13 protein-coding genes are annotated in these 18,256 nt (G+C 52.0%); 4 read left to right on the top strand and 9 right to left on the bottom strand.

Annotated features, from left to right (window positions below):
• The 8 genes from gatA to H9Q79_RS04285 all read right to left on the bottom strand — a co-directional run bounded on the left by gatA (position 1) and on the right by H9Q79_RS04285 (position 13,657).
• A complete protein-coding gene (gene gatA / locus H9Q79_RS04320) occupies positions 1–1,458 on the bottom strand; it encodes an Asp-tRNA(Asn)/Glu-tRNA(Gln) amidotransferase subunit GatA (RefSeq protein WP_249329261.1) in 1,458 nt (485 codons plus the stop codon).
• Between the two features lie 14 nt (positions 1,459–1,472).
• Positions 1,473–1,766 carry an Asp-tRNA(Asn)/Glu-tRNA(Gln) amidotransferase subunit GatC gene (gatC, locus tag H9Q79_RS04315; protein ID WP_118642762.1) on the bottom strand — a complete coding sequence of 98 codons (294 nt, stop codon included), beginning with the start codon at positions 1,764–1,766 and terminating at the stop codon, positions 1,473–1,475.
• Positions 1,767–2,396: 630 nt separating this feature from the next.
• Positions 2,397–3,617 carry an LL-diaminopimelate aminotransferase gene (locus tag H9Q79_RS04310; RefSeq protein ID WP_249329260.1) on the bottom strand — a complete coding sequence of 407 codons (1,221 nt, stop codon included), beginning with the start codon at positions 3,615–3,617 and terminating at the stop codon, positions 2,397–2,399.
• Between the two features lie 49 nt (positions 3,618–3,666).
• Positions 3,667–4,215 (bottom strand): ANTAR domain-containing response regulator, encoded by a 549-nt coding sequence (locus H9Q79_RS04305; protein ID WP_118642760.1) that lies wholly within the window; start codon positions 4,213–4,215, stop codon positions 3,667–3,669.
• 18 nt (positions 4,216–4,233) lie between these two features.
• Complete coding sequence (gene glnA / locus H9Q79_RS04300; RefSeq protein WP_249329259.1) at positions 4,234–5,565, bottom strand: type I glutamate--ammonia ligase; 1,332 nt, start codon at positions 5,563–5,565, stop codon at positions 4,234–4,236.
• A 132-nt stretch (positions 5,566–5,697) separates the two neighbouring features.
• A complete protein-coding gene (locus H9Q79_RS04295; RefSeq protein WP_249329258.1) occupies positions 5,698–7,182 on the bottom strand; it encodes a glutamate synthase subunit beta in 1,485 nt (494 codons plus the stop codon).
• Positions 7,183–7,194: 12 nt separating this feature from the next.
• Complete coding sequence (gene gltB / locus H9Q79_RS04290) at positions 7,195–11,739, bottom strand: glutamate synthase large subunit (RefSeq protein ID WP_249329257.1); 4,545 nt, start codon at positions 11,737–11,739, stop codon at positions 7,195–7,197.
• A 292-nt stretch (positions 11,740–12,031) separates the two neighbouring features.
• The gene (locus tag H9Q79_RS04285; RefSeq protein ID WP_118642756.1) at positions 12,032–13,657 is read right to left on the bottom strand and encodes a CTP synthase; all 1,626 of its coding nucleotides are present in this window, start codon (positions 13,655–13,657) and stop codon (positions 12,032–12,034) included.
• Positions 13,658–14,039: 382 nt separating this feature from the next.
• Between H9Q79_RS04285 and purF the strand changes: the two genes are divergently transcribed.
• The 3 genes from purF (at position 14,040) to H9Q79_RS04270 (ending at position 17,558) form a co-directional block, all read left to right on the top strand.
• On the top strand, positions 14,040–15,464 hold the full coding sequence (gene purF / locus H9Q79_RS04280) for an amidophosphoribosyltransferase (RefSeq protein ID WP_249329256.1): 1,425 nt from the start codon (positions 14,040–14,042) through the stop codon (positions 15,462–15,464).
• A gap of 77 nt (positions 15,465–15,541) precedes the next feature.
• Positions 15,542–17,242, top strand: a complete 1,701-nt coding sequence (locus H9Q79_RS04275; protein ID WP_118642754.1) for a S8 family peptidase — start codon at positions 15,542–15,544, stop codon at positions 17,240–17,242.
• 67 nt (positions 17,243–17,309) lie between these two features.
• A complete protein-coding gene (locus H9Q79_RS04270; RefSeq protein WP_118642752.1) occupies positions 17,310–17,558 on the top strand; it encodes a chorion class high-cysteine HCB protein 13 in 249 nt (82 codons plus the stop codon).
• 55 nt (positions 17,559–17,613) lie between these two features.
• Here the strand turns inward: H9Q79_RS04270 and H9Q79_RS04265 are convergent, their stop codons facing one another.
• Positions 17,614–17,751 (bottom strand): hypothetical protein, encoded by a 138-nt coding sequence (locus tag H9Q79_RS04265; RefSeq protein WP_249329255.1) that lies wholly within the window; start codon positions 17,749–17,751, stop codon positions 17,614–17,616.
• Between the two features lie 146 nt (positions 17,752–17,897).
• Between H9Q79_RS04265 and H9Q79_RS04260 the strand changes: the two genes are divergently transcribed.
• The gene (locus H9Q79_RS04260) at positions 17,898–18,254 is read left to right on the top strand and encodes a hypothetical protein (protein ID WP_118642750.1); all 357 of its coding nucleotides are present in this window, start codon (positions 17,898–17,900) and stop codon (positions 18,252–18,254) included.
• Positions 18,255–18,256: the final 2 nt, after the last annotated feature.

Raw genomic sequence — 18,256 nt, 5'->3', positions numbered from 1 at the left:
TTATGCTTCCCCCTTTCCTTCCGAATTCCGGAGACATTCATAGGTATAGGCGGCCTGAAGCAGCGTCTTTTCACTGAAGCAGTCGCCGATCATCTGCATCCCCACAGGCAAACCTGTGCTGTCGGCCCCACAGGGAACAGTGATGCCCGGAAGTCCGGCCAGGTTCACAGAAACGGTATAGATATCTCCCAGATACATCTGGATCGGATCACTGAGGGATTCACCCAGCTTCGGCGCCGTGGTGGGGGCAGCCGGGGCCAGGATCAGGTCATATCTGGCGAAAGCGCTGTCAAAGGCCTTTTTGATCAGCGCTTTCGTACGCAGCGCCTTCAGATAATAGGCATCATAATAGCCGGAGCTCAGCACAAAAGAACCAAGCATAATCCTCCGCTTCACCTCCGGCCCGAAGCCTTCGGAACGGCTGCACTTATACATGTCGTGAAGCCCCTCGTAATCCTCCGCGCGGTAGCCGTATTTCACGCCGTCAAACCGTTCCAGATTGGAGCTGGCTTCCGCGGATGCGATCACATAATAGGCCGGTATGGCATATTCCAGCATTCCCAGGTCAAACTCTTCCACCTGAGCGCCATTCGCCCTCAACAGTTCGGCTGCGGACAGAATCTTTTCCTTTACTTCCGGATTCAGCCCTTCTCCAAAATATTCACGGGGAATGCCGATTCTCATCCCGCCGCAGTCATTCTTCAGAGCGTTCATAAAATCATAGTCCTCCAGCCTCACGGAAGTAGAATCCTTGCTGTCATAGGACGCGATCACCTGCAGAAGCGCCGCACAGTCTGTCACGTCTCTTCCCACAGGGCCGATCTGATCCAGGGAAGAACCATAGGCGATCAGCCCGTATCGGGATACGGTCCCGTAAGTCGGTTTCATTCCCGTAACGCCGCAGAAGGAACTGGGCTGACGGATAGAGCCACCCGTGTCGCTTCCCAGGGCACAGGGCACCTCGCCGGCCGCAACAGCCGCACATGAGCCGCCCGAGGAGCCGCCCGGCACGTGATCTGCATTCCAGGGATTCCGTGTGACGCCGAAATAAGAGGTTTCCGTGGTGCTTCCCATCGCAAACTCATCCATATTCGTCTTGCCGATGATAACCAAGCCAGCTTTCTCGAGATTGGCAGCCGCCTCCGCGTCATAGGTAGGAACGAAATTGTATAATATTTTTGAAGCACAGGTTGTTTTCAGTCCCTTTGTACAGATGTTATCTTTTACGGCAATGGGCACACCGGCTAACGGCCCCGAAAGCTCTCCTGCATCTATCAGCCTCTGGACTTCTCCGGCCCGCTTCATTGCACCTTCTTCGTCAACGGTGATAAAGGCGTTCACCTCTTTATCTCTCTCTTTTATCGCGGCGAGAGCAGCACTTACAGCATCCGTCACCCGGATCTCTCCGGCCTTCATTTTGGCTGAAAGCTGTACCGCAGTTAATTTCATCAGATCCACGTCTCTTTCCTCCTCTATTCCACCGTCTTTGGTACCTGATACTGCCCGTCCTTCTGCTCCGGAGCATTGGCCAGCATATGAACCCTGTCGTCTTCATTCGTCACCACATCCTCCCGGAACACATTATGAACCGGAAATATATGAGACATAGGCTCAACCCCGGTGGTATCCAGCTCGTCCAGTTTATCAATATAATCCAGCATTTTCTGCATATCCTCCCTGGCCTGTTCCTTTTCTTCGCCGGAAAGCTTCAGCTTCGCAAGAATGCCGACATACTCGATGGTTTCATCCGTAATTTTACTTGCCATCTATACTCTCCCTTCCACATGCCCCGGTTCCAAGCCCGAAGCGCTGTTTCAAAATCTATCTGTTAGCCAGTATACAACAGTTCCCACCCCTTTGCAAAGCCCCCAATTCAGGTTTTGCTTCCAATTGGTCGGTGAGGGGGGTGTTGGATACCCGGACGAAAGTGTCATCACGATGGTTGCGGACGGCAAGGATTGGCTGATTCAGCCTTATTGACGTCCGTATTATTTAATATGGCTGTTAGAAGTTATGAAGATTCCCTTCACAGAACCTACCGTCAGAGATCGTCAGGGAGCCAGTACGGAATCTGCCGCCTGCGATCATCCGGGTTCACACCACGAACCTGCCGTCTGTGATCATCCGGGGTTCACACCCCTGGCAAGAGCCACTATACCGTCTGAAGCAGTCAGAAAAGCAGCGGGCGGCCTCCAGCGGTTCCGGCCTGGTGGGCAGACCTCTGCAGGGTTGTTAGTAGTTCTTGCTTTCCGGCGACTTACCCCGGTACCTCCGGAGAGGAGCCGCCGGAATGCTAGAACTACTTCAACCCGAAGCCCAGTCTGCCCACCAGGTCGGAACCGCTGGAGAACGCCCGCTGCTTTTCGTCCGGGTATTACTATCTTGCCATAAGCCCCTTACATTCTTTTGATTCGCTCGATTGCTTCCACAGTCTTTTCATACGTTCCAAAGGCTGTCAGCCGGAAGTATCCTTCTCCGCTGGGACCGAAGCCGGAGCCTGGGGTTCCTACCACGTTTGCAGTTTCCAGCAGGTGATCGAAGAATTCCCAGGAGTTCATGCCTTCAGGGGTTTTCAGCCAGATATAGGGAGCATTTACGCCACCGGATACCGTATAGCCGGCAGATTTCAGGCCCTCGTAGATGACTCTGGCGTTTTTCATATAATAAGCCACCTGCTCTCTGAGCTGGGCCTTGCCCTCCGGTGAATAGACAGCCTCTCCGGCTTTCTGGATGATATAGGGTGCTCCGTTATATTTGGTGCCGTGGCGTCTCGCCCAGAGGCTGTGGAGGGATACGTCCCCGCTCTTAAGCTCCTTCGGAATGACTGTGAAGCCCAGGCGCACGCCGGTAAAGCCTGCGTTCTTGGAAAAGCTGCGGAATTCGATGGCACAGGTTCTGGCCCCGTCACATTCATAAATTGTATGGGGTACATCCTCTTCGGAAATGTACGCTTCATAGGCGGCGTCATAGAGGATCACGGCGCCCACACGGTTGGCGTAATCCACCCATCCCTGGAGCTGTGCCTTCGTGAGCGTGGCGCCAGTGGGGTTATTGGGATAGCAGAGATAGATCAGATCCGGAGTCTCTTTGGGGAACTCCGGTGAAAAATGATTCTCTCTGGTGCAGGGCATGTAAATGACATTGGAAAACATCTCTGTCTGGGGATTCCAGTCTCCCGCTCTTCCTGCCATCACGTTAGAATCCACATATACGGGATACACGGGATCGCAGACGGCTATTTTACTGTCCTCGCTGAAGATCTCCTGAATATTGCTGCAGTCGCATTTTGCTCCGTCAGAAACAAAAATCTCGTCCGCCGCAATGTCACAGCCCCTGCCCTGGTAATCATTTTTTGCAATAACCGTTCTCAGGAACTCATATCCCAGGTCGGGCGCATAGCCGTGGAAGGTTTCTGCCTGGCCCATCTCATCAACTGCTGCATGCAGCGCCTTAATGATAGCAGGAGCCAGCGGCTGTGTCACATCGCCGATTCCCAGGCGGATGATCCGGTCCTTCAGTTCCGGATTTGCTTCGGTAAAAGCCGCCACCTTTTTTGCGATATTGGAAAACAGATAGCTCCCCGGCAATTTCAGATAATTTTCATTCACTTTAAACATAGTTTCTTCACCTCTCCATAAAATCATTCATATTTGGTATTGCATCTATTCAACAGGACATCAGGGTCAAAACCATCTGGGCAGTTTCCACAAGGTTCGTCCCGTTGTCCATGCTGCATTTTTGTATATAACGGTGCGCTTCGGATTCTGTCATGTGATTTCTTTCCATCAGGAGAGCTTTGGCGTTGTCTATAATCTCCTGCTCTTCCCTGGATCTCGCCTTCGGCCTGGGATTCTCCCTCCTTCTGCGCCGGACTGCCTTCCGCTGCATCATCGACAGCGTATTCACCAGTTCAAAAGCGGACAGCGGCATGGACACAGCCATGATGCCGGAACCCTCCACAGAACTCAGGACACGGTTGGAAGCAATCAGCAGCATCTCGAAGCCTGCCGGCATACATTCTCTCAGCTCTGTAAAAAACATGTCGGAAAGTCTGTACCCACAGATTACGATTCCACCGTCAAGGTTATTCATTTCAGACAGGGCCCCCGCTGCGGTGGTGCAGACTGCGTCCACATCGAACCCGTGCCGGACGCATACGTCCCTGATCCGCTTCGCATCTTCCGGTTTGGGAAATACTACAACCAAGCTGCTCATTCAAACTTCCCCTCTTCATCAGATACGGTACAGATACTTGTCAACTTCCCAATCGGTTACCTGAGGCATATATTCTTTCCATTCAGCCTTCTTGGCCTCCAGATACCGTTGTACGAACTCCTCTCCCAGAACCTTTCGGACGAATCCATCCTTTTCCAGTTCTGCTATCGCTTCTCCCAGTGTAGAAGGCAGTGCAGATATATGGAATTGCTCCTTTTCTTCCGCTGTCATTTTGTCCACTTCTTTATTCACGGGTTTGGGCGGCTGAAGCTTCTTCTGAATCCCGTCAAGTCCCGCGGCCAGGCAGATGGTCAGCGCCAGATAGGGATTGGAAGCCGGATCTGGAGAGCGCAGCTCGATCTGTGTCTGGCTGCCTCTCGCCGGAGGTATTCGGATCAGAGAGCTTTTAACCCGTGTGGACCAGGCCTCATAAACCGGCGCCTCATATCCGGGGACCAGCCGCTTATAGGAATTAATCAGCGGGTTGGTGACAGCGCTCATCCCCTTGATGTGGGCCAGCAGACCGCCGATAAAATAATATGCTTTATCAGAAAGCTTTAACGGGTCATTTTCATCATAAAAAACGTTATTTCCTTCCTTATCATAGAGGGCAAAATTCAGATGCATGCCAGAACCAGGGACCCCTGTCTTCGGCTTAGGCATGAATGTAGCGTGGAGGCCGTGCCGTTTTGCGATGGTCCGCACCGCGAATTTAAAGGTCATCAGGCTGTCGGCCGCCGATACCCCCTTTGCCCAGTGGAAATCTATCTCATGCTGGCCGGGAGCCACTTCATGGTAAGAGGATTCCACCTCAAAACCCATGTCCTCCAATGTCAGCACCATATCCCTTCTGGCATTTTCGCCCATATCGATGGGACCCAGGTCGAAATACCCCGCCCGTTCCAGGGTATTTGTGGTCGGCATGCCGTTATCATCCGTCTGGAACAGAAAAAATTCACATTCAGGGCCTATGTAAAAATAATAGCCCATTTTTCTCGCCTTTTTCAGGAAATTTTTCAGAACGCTCCGGGTACAGCCGCCGTAAGGAGTGCCGTCCGCCATGTGGACGTCACAGATCAGCCTGGCAACCTTTCCCTGCTGGGGACGCCAGGGCAGGATCACGAAGCTGTCCAGGTCGGGATGCAGGTACAGGTCTGTCTCATCATCGGAAAAACCCTCAACGGACGAACCGGGAAACATGCACTGATTATTCAGCGCTTTTTCCAGCTGGCTGGAGGTGACCGCAATGTTCTTCAAGGTTCCAAACATATCCGTAAACTGCAGCCGGATAAATTCAACGTCCTCTTCTTCAGCCATCTGCAGAATTGCGTCCTTCGTATATTTTGCCATATTTACATACTCCTTTGCTCATGGACAGTCGTAGACAGTCGCATAAGAGGCTGCCGCTGCCGCTGCACCCTCTTATTACCGCATGTTTGACATGTCTGATTATACCGATTTCTAATTTCTTTGTCAATTGGATTACAGATTTGAATACCCCATGAGAGACAAATCCACCGCTTTCGCTGCTTCCCGTCCCTCACGGATCGCCCATACCACCAGGGACTGGCCCCGGTGCATATCGCCTGCCGTGAACACCCCCGGCACAGATGTCTCATATTCCCCTGGTTTTGTGTTCACGTTGGTACGGCCGTTTACCGCTACTCCGAACGCTTCGGTCACGTACTGCTGCGCTCCGAGAAAGCCTGCGGCGATCAGCACCAGATCGGCCGGGATCACCTTCTCAGACCCTTCCACCGGAATCATATTCATCCTGCCGCTTTCCGGGTCTTTTTCCGGCTTAAGCTTTATAAGCTTCAGCTTTTTCAGCTCACCCTTTTTATTTCCGATGAATTCTGTTACTGTTGTCTGATAGATTCTGGGATCCTGGCCAAACAGGGCGATGGCCTCCTCCTGGCCATAGTCAGTCTTCAATACCTTCGGCCATTCTGGCCATGGATTGTTTCCGGCCCGCTCTGCCGGAGGCTTCGGCATCATCTCCAGCTGCACGACAGATCCGGCTCCCAGGCGGATAGCAGTGCCTACGCAGTCATTACCGGTGTCGCCGCCGCCGATTACCACCACATGCTTATTTTTCGCATCTATATAATTTTTATCCTGCAGTTCAGAATCCAGCAGGCTTTTTGTGACAGAGCTCAGGAATTCCACCGCAAAATGGATGCCCTTCAGCTCCCGGCCCGGCGCCTCAATATCTCTGGGATTGGAAGCGCCGCAGCAGAGCAGCACCCGGTCGAACTCCTTCAAAAGCTTCTGCGCTTCCACTCCTGTCCCCACGTCCGCATTCGTGACAAAGCTGACTCCTTCTTCCTCCATCAGACGGATTCTCCGGTCAATCACCTTTTTTTCCAGCTTCATATTCGGTATGCCATAGCGGAGGAGCCCGCCGATCCGGTCTCTTCGTTCAAAAACTGTTACCGAATGCCCACGTTTATTCAGCATCTGGGCGGCCGCCAGGCCGGACGGGCCGCTGCCCACTACGGCGACGCTCTTGCCGGTCCTGACCTTCGGAGGCTCCGGCCTGATCAGCCCTGACTCCCAGGCATTTTCTATGATAGCCCTTTCATTTTCCTTCGTGGCTACAGGATCTCCATTCAGATTGCAGGTACAGGCCGCCTCGCAGAGCGCCGGGCAAACCCGCGAGGTAAACTCCGGGAAACAATTAGTCTTAGCCAGCCTCATATAGGCCTGTTTCCAGTTGCCCAGATATACCAGATCGTTCCATTCCGGGCACAGGTTATTCAGCGGGCATCCGCTGGCCATGCCGGCGATTATCCTCCCTGCCTGGCAGAAAGGCACGCCGCAGGCCATACAGCGCGCTCCCTGCAGCTTCTGTTTTTCCTTCGGCAGGGGGGTATGGAATTCATGGAAATCCTTAATACGTTCCAGGGGCGGCGTACACCCGCTGTCCTGGCGTTCATAATCTAAAAATCCAGTCGGTTTTCCCATCTTATTCTCCTCCTACTTGCGCAAACTCTCGTAAAAAGCTTCAATCTGAGCCTGCTCGCTGCTCAATCCCTTTTCCTCCAGCTGTGCTGAAAGTGTCATCATTCGTTTGTAATCGTTCGGTATGATTTTCTTGAATTTGGGGAGGTAATCCTCAAAGTGTTCCAGAACCTCCCGTCCCTTTTCAGAACTGGTGGCTTCCACATGTTTCTGGATCATATCTCTCAGCTCTTTCCGGTCATATTTATTTTCCACCTTGTCAATCTCAATCATTTCTTTATTCAGGTTCCGGTAAAGATCATTTTTTTCATCCAGAACATAGGCAATTCCCCCGCTCATTCCGGCTGCAAAATTCTTTTCCGTCTTCCCCAGGACTACCACACGCCCTCCGGTCATATATTCACAGCCGTGTTCGCCGACTCCCTCCACTACCGCGCGTACTCCTGAATTCCGGACGCAGAACCTCTCTCCGGCCACGCCGTTGATGTAGGCTTCGCCGCTGGTGGCTCCATAGAAGGCCACGTTGCCGACAATGACATTTTCATCTGCTTTCAGAGGGGAATTCTCCGGCGTTTTCACGATAATCTTTCCCCCGGAAAGCCCTTTCCCGAGATAGTCATTGGAATCTCCCGTCAGCCTGAGCGTCAGCCCCTTTGGAATGAACGCGCCGAAGCTCTGGCCCCCGGCGCCCTCACATTCCACCACATAGGTGTCGTCCTTCAGCGCGCTGTCACCGAATTTTCTTGTGATTTCTGCTCCCAGAATCGTTCCCAGCGTCCGGTCCGTATTGCTGACCCTGACGGAAATCTTCTTCGGTTCCCGCTTATCCATGGCAGGAAGGAGTTCCTTTAATAGAATTCTCTCATCCATAGTCTTTTCCAGCTCGAAATTATACACTGCCGCCGGATCAAACGTGACTCTGCTTCCTGTATTCGCGTAAGGGTTATTCAAAATCGCATCCAGATTAATCCTAGCGGCCTTTTCACTGGAAACATGGTCTTTTTTACGGATCAGGTCACTACGGCCCACCATCTCATCCACTGTACGGAAGCCCAGCTTTGACATGTATTCCCGCATTTCCTCCGCGATAAACCGCATGAAGTTCACTACATATTCCGGCTTCCCGCGGAATCTCTTCCGCAGCTCCGGATTCTGGGTGGCCACGCCCACCGGACAGGTATCCAGATTGCAGACACGCATCATCACGCAGCCCATGGTGATCAGCGGCGCCGTCGCAAAGCCGTATTCCTCTGCTCCCAACAGCGCTGCAAAAATCACGTCCCTGCCGCTCATCAGCTTGCCATCCGTCTCAATCATCACCCGGTTCCTCAGCCCGTTCATCAAAAGTGTCTGATGGGTCTCTGCCAGCCCCAGCTCCCAGGGCAGCCCCGCGTTGTGAATAGAGCTTCTGGGGGCGGCTCCCGTTCCTCCGTCATAGCCTGAAATCAAAATGACCTGCGCGCCGGCCTTGGCCACGCCGGCGGCAACTGTCCCGACTCCTGCCTCGGATACAAGCTTTACGGAGATGCGGGCGTTTACGTTAGAATTCTTAAGGTCGTAGATCAGCTGTGCCAGATCCTCTATGGAATAGATATCATGATGCGGCGGCGGTGAAATCAATGATACGCCCGGAGTGGAATGCCTGGTCCTGGCGATCCAGGGATAGACCTTCCCCGCCGGAAGATGGCCGCCCTCTCCCGGCTTGGCTCCCTGAGCCATCTTAATCTGTATCTCTTTTGCGCTGACCAGATATTTACTGGTGACGCCAAATCTTCCGGAAGCCACCTGCTTAATGGCTGAACATCGCTCAGGTGAAGCCAGACGGTCATCACTCTCGCCGCCCTCTCCCGTATTAGATTTGCCGTGTATACGGTTCATGGCAACAGCCAGAGTCTCATGGGCTTCCTGAGAAATAGATCCATAGGACATTGCGCCTGTCTTGAATCGCCGCACGATGGAATCCACACTTTCCACTTCTTCCAGCGGAACCCCTTCTTCCGGGTAGCGGAAATCCATCAGGCTTCTGAGATAACCGGAATCCTCCTGATCCACCAGAGATGTATATTCTTTAAACATCTGATAATCGCCTCTTCTTGTGGATTCCTGAAGCAGATGAATCGTCTCCGGATTATACCTGTGCTCCTCTCCCTGGCTTCTGCTCTTGTGACGCCCTACGCTGTCCAGCGTCAGGTCGCTGCCCAGCCCCAGCGGATCGAAGGCCTCTGAATGGCGCTCATCCACATCTCTGGAAATATCCTCCAGCGTGATCCCGTCCACCCTGCTGACAGTATTGGTAAAATATTTATCAATGACCTCCCCGGAGATCCCGATGGCCTCAAAAATCTGCGCCCCCTGATAGGACTGGATCGTGGATATGCCCATCTTAGAAGCGATTTTGACGATCCCGCTCAGTACCGCATGGGTATAATCATCCACAGCCGCATAGTAATCTTTTTCCAGCATTTCATTTTCAATCAGCTCGTGAATCGTATCCAACGCCAGATAAGGATTGACGGCGCTGGCTCCATAGCCCAGCAGCGTTGCGAAATGATGCACCTCCCGCGGTTCCCCTGATTCCAGGATAATTGCCAGCGCTGTTCTCTTCTTCGTCTTTACCAGGTGCTGGTGCACGGCTGATACAGCCAGAAGCGACGGCATCGGGACGTGGTTTTCGTCCACTCCCCTGTCGGACAGCACCAGGATATTGGCGCCCTGCCGGTAGGCCTTATCCACTTCCACAAACAGCCGTTCAATCGCTCTCTCCAGCGGTGTGCTCTTGTAGTAGGTAATCGGCACAACGACTGCTTTAAAGCCTTCTACCTTCATGTTTTTGATCTTCAGCAGATCGGTATTGGTTAGGATCGGGTTGTTGATCTTCAGCACCTTACAATTTTCCGGCTGTTCCATCAAAAGATTGCCGTCTCTGCCCAAATAAACGGACGTGGAGGTGACAACCTCCTCCCGGATGCAGTCAATCGGCGGATTGGTCACCTGGGCGAAAAGCTGTTTAAAGTAATGAAACAACGGCTGATGTTCTTTGGAAAGGACCGGAAGAGGGGTATCAATTCCCATTGCCGCAATCCCTTCAGCTCCGTTCAGCGCCATATTCCTGATGCCCGATCTGTATTCCTCATACGTATACCCAAACGCCTTCTGAAGCCTGGAACGTTCCTCCGGCTGGTATTCTTCCACCTTCAGATTCGGTATCTTCAGGCCGGCCAGCTCCACCAGATTGCTGTCCAGCCATTCCCCATAGGGCTGCTTCAGGGCATAGCGCTCCTTTAGCTCGCTGTCTCCGATCAGCCTTCCCTCCAGGGTGTCCACCAGCAGCATCTTTCCGGGGTGCAGGCGTTCCTTCTTCACAATGTGCTCCGGCGAGATATCCAGAACGCCCACTTCTGAGGACAGGATCAGATATCCGTCATCTGTGATGTAATATCTGGAGGGCCGCAGGCCGTTCCGGTCCAGAACCGCTCCCACCTGGTCACCATCAGAAAATACGATGGCTGCCGGGCCGTCCCATGGCTCCATCATCGTGGCATAGTACTGGTAAAAATCCCTCTCTTCCAGCGAAATCGTCTCGTTATTGGCCCAGGGCTCCGGAATTGTAATCATTACCGCCAGAGGCAGCTCCATGCCGCTCATTACCAGGAACTCCAGCGTGTTATCCAGCATGGCGGAATCAGAGCCCTGCGCATTGATCACAGGAAGGATTTTATCCATATCCTCCTGGAGCGACGGTGAAATCATCGTCTCCTCACGGGCCAGCATTTTATCCGCGTTGCCCCGGATCGTATTGATCTCCCCGTTATGTACGATGAAACGGTTCGGATGCGCCCGCTCCCAGCTGGGATTCGTATTCGTAGAGAACCTGGAATGAACCACTGCGATTGCCGATTCATAATACGGGCTCTGCAAGTCTGTAAAAAAGGTCCGGAGCTGCCCAACCAGAAACATTCCCTTGTATACAATCGTCCGGCTGGACAAGGATGCCACATAGGTATTCCCGGTGCTCTGCTCAAAAACCCTTCGGACCACGAAGAGCTTTCGGTCAAATTCCAGCCCCTTTTCCAGCTCCTGAGGTTTCCGGATAAATGCCTGCATGATGCAGGGCATGCATTCTCTGGCCTTGTGCCCCAGCACCTCCGGATCGGTTGGGACAGCCCGCCAGCCCAGCAGCTCCAGTCCTTCCTTCTCCACGATAATTTCAAACATCTTCCTGGCCTGGTTGCGCTTCAGCTCATTCTGCGGGAAGAAAAACATGCCCACGCCATACTCCCGCTCTCCGCCCAAAGAAAAACCGAGGGATTCACAGGTTCTGGAAAAGAATTTGTGTGATACCTGTAATAGGATACCAACACCATCCCCTGTTTTTCCCTCGGCGTCTTTGCCGGCTCTATGTTCAAGATTCTCAACAATTTTTAAGGCGTTCTCTACAGTCCCGTGGGACTTGTCACCTTTGATGTTCACCACTGCACCGATTCCACAATTGTCATGCTCAAATTCGGGCCGGTACAGGGCGGGCTGCTGTTCGGCAGCGCTTCGTCCTAGCTGCGTCATACGGTTCTCCCTCTTTCATTCCATTTTTGTGCGCCGGAGTATTCCTGCCGTTCCTCTGCCTGTAAGGTAAAATGCCCGGCGGCCTTTCGCTTACACGGGCAGCGGGCCAGGAAGACATACCTGCGTGTTCACCTGGCCGCCGCCGCGATCACGGGCGAAACTGAAAAAGCCTGTTTCGTCTCGTTTTGGTTAGCAATAATATAATACAAAAATCTCTGGTTGTAAACTATTTTTTCTAATTTTATAAAGTTTTTTTAATTTACGCCGAATAATTTAAAGTTTTATTCATTATTTACATTTGTTTATTAGATTTCTGGTTCCGATGGGCAATTGCAGCCGCAACCAGTCCCCTGAAAAGAGGATGTGGACGATTCGGGCGGCTTTTGAATTCCGGATGTCCCTGGGTCGCCACAAAAAACGGATGCTCTGGCAGCTCAATCATCTCCACGATATGGCCGTCCGGTGAGAGTCCGGAAAGAATCATGCCATTTTCCTGAAGTGCTTTTCTGTAATCATTATTGACCTCATAACGATGCCTGTGACGTTCATGAATCAGCTCCTGCCCATACAGCTCAAAAGCTTTTGTCCCTTCTTTCAGCACGCAGGGATAAGCTCCCAGCCGCAGTGTGCCTCCTATATTCTCCACGCCGTTCTGGTCCGGCATCAGAGCGATTACCGGGTGCAGCGTGTCAGGGTTTAGCTCGATGCTGTGGGCATCGTGATAGCCCACCACATGTCTTGCGTATTCTACGATCGCCAGCTGCATCCCCAGGCACAGGCCCAGAAACGGAATATTATGATCCCTCGCATATCTGATCGCCGCAATCTTCCCCTCAATCCCTCTGCTGCCAAATCCGCCGGGAACCAGAACTCCGTCCACATCCGCCAGGATCTCCGCCACATTTTCCTCCGTCACTGTCTCCGAATCAATCCATTGAATGTGAACGTTGGCACGGCTCGCAATACCGCCATGCTTCAATGCCTCAGCCACGCTCAGATAGGCGTCGTGCAGAGAAATATATTTTCCAACCAGTCCGATGGTTACATCCTTATTGGCGCTCCTGAGAGCATCTACCATCTCGGTCCAGTCTGTGAGATCCGGATCAGGACAGGGCAGATGCAGACAGTCCAGGACGACTTTGGCCAGATGTTCCCGCTCCATGGCCAGAGGCGCCTCATACAGATACTCCACATCCAGATTCTGCAGCACATGCGACGCCGGCACGTTACAGAACAGCGCGATTTTATCCTTCAGTTCAAAAGACAGCGGCAGCTCGGAACGGCATACAATAATATCCGGCTGGATTCCCATACCCTGAAGCTCCTTGACACTGGCCTGGGTCGGCTTTGTCTTCAGCTCCCCGGAGGCCTTGATATAGGGAATCAGCGTTACATGGATTAGAATCGCATTTTCATGCCCTACATCATGCTGGAACTGACGGATAGATTCCAAAAACGGCTGGCTTTCGATATCACCGACTGTTCCGCCGACCTCTATGATCGCAATCCGGTCTTCATCCACGCTTTTCCCCCTGTAAAAGCGCCCTTTAATTTCATTCGTAATATGAGGGATAACCTGTACCGTGCCCCCGCCGAAGTCCCCATGCCGTTCCTTCTGCAGAACGGACCAGTAGATTTTTCCGGTAGTCACATTGGAGTTCTTATCCAGGCTCTCATCTATAAACCGTTCATAATGCCCCAGATCCAGATCCGTCTCCGTGCCGTCATCTGTCACGAACACCTCTCCATGCTGTATGGGGTTCATTGTTCCCGGATCAATATTGATGTACGGATCAAATTTCTGCATGGTCACCTGATAGCCCCTTGCTTTCAGCAGCCGGCCAAGCGACGCAGCCGTAATCCCCTTACCCAGACCAGATACCACTCCACCAGTTACAAATACGTACTTTACTGCCATTTGGTTACCCTCCTGTCTTCTGTCGGTGATTCACTGTTTATAAAAATACGGTCACCATTATATACTAATTTATTTCCGTATTCAAATATTTTTTTCAAAAAAGCAAAAAAAATTGCTGCCTTTCGGCGTCCCCGGGCGGAGTGTTTTCAATCTCCGGAAAGGCCGGCGGGAAACGAGACAGAACAGGGGCCCACCATGGATTTCTGCAGGCCCGGCCCGATCTGCTTAACGGACAGCAGCGCCGAAAGGGAGGCCAGGTATTGTGCCTTACGCGCAATGCCTGAAGGACACGGAGGTTAGAAAGTATTATTTTATACTTGTATCTTTGGAAAAAAGCATTTATAATGTACGCATAAAAAATACGGAGAGGAATCAAAGAGCTATGACCACATTGTATAACAGCGGCCTCCGTGAGGAATGCGGGGTCTTTGGCATTTATGATTTAGACGGAAATGACGTCAGCACCACTATTTATTATGGCCTTGAAGCTTTACAGCACCGGGGCCAGGAGTCCTGCGGCATCGCCGTTTCCGATACTCAGGGGCCGAAAGGCAGAGTGCACTCCTGCAAAGGTCTTGGCCTGGTCAATGAGGTTTTTAAGGAATCAAAGCTGCAGGAGCTGAAGGGCAATATCGGCATCGGCCATGTCAGGTATTCCACCTCAGGCTCAACCAGTATCGACAATGCCCAGCCACTGGTGCTCAACTATATTAAGGGATCGCTGGCTCTGGCCCACAACGGCAACCTGATCAATGCCATGGAGCTGAGAGAGCAGATGGAATATGGCGGCGCCATCTTCCACACCTCTATCGATTCTGAAATCATCGCCTATTGCATCGCCAGAGAACGTGTACGTTCTAAGACGGTAGAAGAGGCTGTACTCGAAGCATCCAAAAAGATCAAAGGAGCCTATGGCCTCGTAGTCATGAGCCCCCGTAAGCTTGTAGGCGTCAGGGACCCCTACGGCCTGAAGCCCCTCTGCATCGGCAGACGCGGCAATTCCTTTATCATAACTTCTGAAAGCTGCGCCATCTCTTCCATCGGAGCTCAGTTCATCCGCGATGTGGAACCCGGTGAGATTGTCACAATCACGAAAGATGGCGAAATCCATTCCCAGTTTCTCCCTGAAAAACCACAACACGCTCACTGCATATTTGAATACATCTATTTTGCCCGGCTGGACAGCTGTCTGGATAAGGTCAGCGTCTATGAATCCCGTATCCGCGCCGGCGCCGCCCTGGCTGAAACCTATCCTGTGGAAGCAGATCTGGTAGTCGGTGTCCCTGACTCAGGCCTCACCGCCGCCAAAGGGTATTCAGAAGCTTCCGGAATCCCTTTTGGACTGGCCTTTCATAAAAACAGCTACATCGGAAGGACCTTTATCAAACCCAGCCAGAAAGAACGGGAATCCAGCGTAAAGATCAAGCTCAGCGTCCTGGATTCAGTCGTCAGGGGCAAACGGATTGTTCTCGTAGATGACTCTATCGTCCGGGGTACGACGATCGCCAATATCATTAAAATGATGAAAAACGCCGGCGCAACAGAAGTACACGTAAGGATCAGCTCTCCTCCCTTCCTGTATCCCTGCTACTTTGGAACAGACGTGCCCTCCAACAAGCAGCTGATCGCCTCCTCTCATTCTCCGCAAGAAATTTGCCAATTGATCGGAGCAGATTCACTGGGTTATATGCCTATCGGAGAGCTACAGAAAATGGTGGGGAACCTGCCTGTCTGTAAGGCCTGCTTTAACAATCAGTATCCCATGGATGTGCCCGATCACGAGATCCGTAACCTTCTGGAAATCTGACAGCAGGAAACTGACAGGCTTATGCATATCTGCGCTTTTCCCAATCATATGATAAGGTAAAACCAAATGAGGTGCTCATGGTCACCTTAACAGATATGATCTATTCTGAATCTTATATGGATTTTCTCATCCGCAGCTACTTCCTCAGTCAGGAGCAGATTCAGCAGCTCCCGCCTGAGGATGCACGCACCCTGGTTTTAAATACTCAGTTTTCTGCACTCTATCTCCGTCGGAGTGACCGAACAGAAAATCTCTCTGAAACCTTTCCATACAATACCATACCAAAACTTTTCATGCCCCTGGATACCCAGCCGCTGGAAGCTTCCGGCATCCGGCAGGTACAGAATCAGTCGATTCTGAATCTGAGCGGCAGCGGGGTCCTCATCGGCTTCCTGGATACCGGCATAGACTATACCCATCCGGCTTTTTTAGACGCTAGCGGACGCACACGGATCCATTCTATCTGGGATCAGACAGACCTTACCGGAACTCCTCCGATTCATTTCCCTTATGGCAGCGTATATGGACAGGAGGAAATCAACCGGGCTCTCGCCTCCGATTCTCCTCTAACCATCGTCCCGTCTACAGACGAATTGGGACATGGAACCGCCGTTGCCGGCATTGCGGCAGGAACTCCGGTCCCCTCCGCAGATTTTCTCGGTGCCGCTCCAAACGCCGGCATTGTGATGGTGAAGCTGAAGCCCGCAAAAAAATATCTCCGCGACTATTACTTTGCCGCTGACTCAGCCGTTCTGTACCAGGAAAATGATATTATCGCCGCCTTTAGCTACCTGATTCATGTTGCCGAAAACCTCCGGCGGCCATTGATCATCTGTCTGGCTCTGGGCTGTAACCAGGGAAGCCATTCCGGGACAGAACCCCTCGCCTCCGTTCTCAGCCGGTATGGGAGCCTGCAGGGTGTGGTCACGGTGGTCGCCTGTGGAAATGAAGCCGGGCGATCCCATCATTACACCCCGGTTCCGGATCCTTCCCTTCCCTATACAAACGCCGAAATCAGGGTGCCTGAAAACAGCCCCGGCTTCTTCTGTGAAATCTGGGGGCAGCCGCCTCAGGAATTATCCGTGGGATTTCGTTCTCCCCTGGGTGAGACAATTCCACGCATTCCTATAACACTTCAGCAATCCATGCAGATCCGGTTTGCTTTAGAAGAAACCCTGATATACGTCAACTATAATCTTGTCCTCCCCAGCTCAGGAAGCCAGCTGATCCTCCTCCGTTTTAAAAACCCCACGCCCGGAATCTGGAATATCCGTGTATACAGCAGCCAGCAGGAACCTGCCTTCAACATCTGGCTTCCCATGTATGGCTTTTCCGATCCGGACATAACCTTTCTTTCTCCCAATCCCTATACTACATTAACAACGCCTTCTGACGCTGAACCGGCAATCTCTGTCAGCACCTATAACTCACTGGACGGCAGCCTGTATCTTCATTCCAGCCGGGGTTATACCCGGACCGGAGGCCTAAAGCCTGACCTGGCAGCTCCGGGCGTGGCCCTGACCGCGCCCGGTCCCACCGGCTCCTTCGTTCCATTCACAGGTTCCAGCGCTGCCGCCGCCATCACAGCCGGCGCCGCCGCTCTTCTCATGGAATGGGACGCCCGGCGCTTTCCCGAGAACTATCTCACCGCCTATACCACGAAGATTTATCTGATCAGAGGAACAGACCGCCGGGAGGATCTTTTATATCCAAACCGCGAATGGGGGTATGGCACTCTGGACCTGTATCAGACTTTTCTTTCACTGATGACCTCATAATCTATTCACCAAAAGTAACACAGCTACATATCCTAAAGTGTAAATAAAATTTCCTGGAGGATTTAACATGAGTGATTTAGCTGCTACAAATTGTGGATGCGGATGTGATAACGGATGCGACAGCGGATGTGGATGCGGTAACGGAGGTAACTTCCTTAGCTCTGGCAACGGCTGCTGCAACATCATCTGGATTCTGCTCCTGCTCTCCTGCTGTGGAAACGGCAATTCGGACTGCGGATGCGGTAACGTCTTTGGCGGCGGAAACAACAGCTGCCTGTTAATTATCCTGCTTCTGTGCTGCTGTGGTGGATGCTAATATCTGACAGCATGCAAATGGGCTGCCGCCGCTTTGGCGGCGGCCCTTCTTTTATCTAGTTTTCTTTTCTGTTTTCCGGCTTATACTCTTCTTCTCTTCTCTTTTCCTCCGCCTCTTTTTTCCTTATGCAGTCCATGTCTATTTCATAAAAGGCGTTTCCGCTGACAATCAGCTTTTCTTTCTTTTCCTCCATCACGTTTACTTCCTTTCATAAAGATACTTTGGCGTATATCCCCTGGGCGATTTACGCCACAATGTATCATATGCGAAATTTACAAGAAGGGTCATATTCCTGCCCGGGACGTCATAGGATAAAGAAACAGCTTATGAGGCCTGCCAATGAATGAAAATGAAAACTTTAAAATGACGCCTCTGGATCAGATGCTGTCCAGTGAGTCCCTTCAGGTATTAAAAGCTGCGGTGCCCTATGCGCCTCCCTCCATGCAGAAATTCTTGTCCATATGGTCTAAAATGCAGGAGCTGAGGAATGCCATGAATTTATTTCCCCAGGCGCCCGACATGCAGGCCATGTCCACCGCGGATACGCCAAAGCCGTCAGCTTTTGATATACTCTCTGAAATCAGCCAGTTTGCAGTGGGGGAGACAAAGGCAAACCTTGAAAATATGACATCCGCTCTGGCTGCCATGCAGATGTTCCAGGCGATGCAGAATGAAACTGAACTAAATAAGGAGTGACA

Origin of the sequence: Wansuia hejianensis (assembly GCF_014337215.1) — a bacterium.
GTDB classification, from domain to species: Bacteria; Bacillota; Clostridia; order Lachnospirales; family Lachnospiraceae; genus Scatomonas; species Scatomonas hejianensis.
This window is presented reverse-complemented; position numbering and strand designations above follow the sequence as displayed.

Excerpts from the sequence above, each read along its gene's own strand:
- gatC (WP_118642762.1), bottom strand. The coding sequence starts at position 1,766 with ATGGCAAGTAAAATTACGGATGAAACCATCGAGTATGTCGGCATTCTT.
- H9Q79_RS04310 (WP_249329260.1), bottom strand. The coding sequence starts at position 3,617 with ATGTTTAAAGTGAATGAAAATTATCTGAAATTGCCGGGGAGCTATCTG.
- H9Q79_RS04305 (WP_118642760.1), bottom strand. The coding sequence starts at position 4,215 with ATGAGCAGCTTGGTTGTAGTATTTCCCAAACCGGAAGATGCGAAGCGG.
- glnA (WP_249329259.1), bottom strand. The coding sequence starts at position 5,565 with ATGGCAAAATATACGAAGGACGCAATTCTGCAGATGGCTGAAGAAGAG.
- H9Q79_RS04295 (WP_249329258.1), bottom strand. The coding sequence starts at position 7,182 with ATGGGAAAACCGACTGGATTTTTAGATTATGAACGCCAGGACAGCGGG.
- gltB (WP_249329257.1), bottom strand. The coding sequence starts at position 11,739 with ATGACGCAGCTAGGACGAAGCGCTGCCGAACAGCAGCCCGCCCTGTAC.
- H9Q79_RS04285 (WP_118642756.1), bottom strand. The coding sequence starts at position 13,657 with ATGGCAGTAAAGTACGTATTTGTAACTGGTGGAGTGGTATCTGGTCTG.
- purF (WP_249329256.1), top strand. The coding sequence starts at position 14,040 with ATGACCACATTGTATAACAGCGGCCTCCGTGAGGAATGCGGGGTCTTT.
- H9Q79_RS04275 (WP_118642754.1), top strand. The coding sequence starts at position 15,542 with ATGGTCACCTTAACAGATATGATCTATTCTGAATCTTATATGGATTTT.
- H9Q79_RS04270 (WP_118642752.1), top strand. The coding sequence starts at position 17,310 with ATGAGTGATTTAGCTGCTACAAATTGTGGATGCGGATGTGATAACGGA.
- H9Q79_RS04265 (WP_249329255.1), bottom strand. The coding sequence starts at position 17,751 with ATGGAGGAAAAGAAAGAAAAGCTGATTGTCAGCGGAAACGCCTTTTAT.
- H9Q79_RS04260 (WP_118642750.1), top strand. The coding sequence starts at position 17,898 with ATGAATGAAAATGAAAACTTTAAAATGACGCCTCTGGATCAGATGCTG.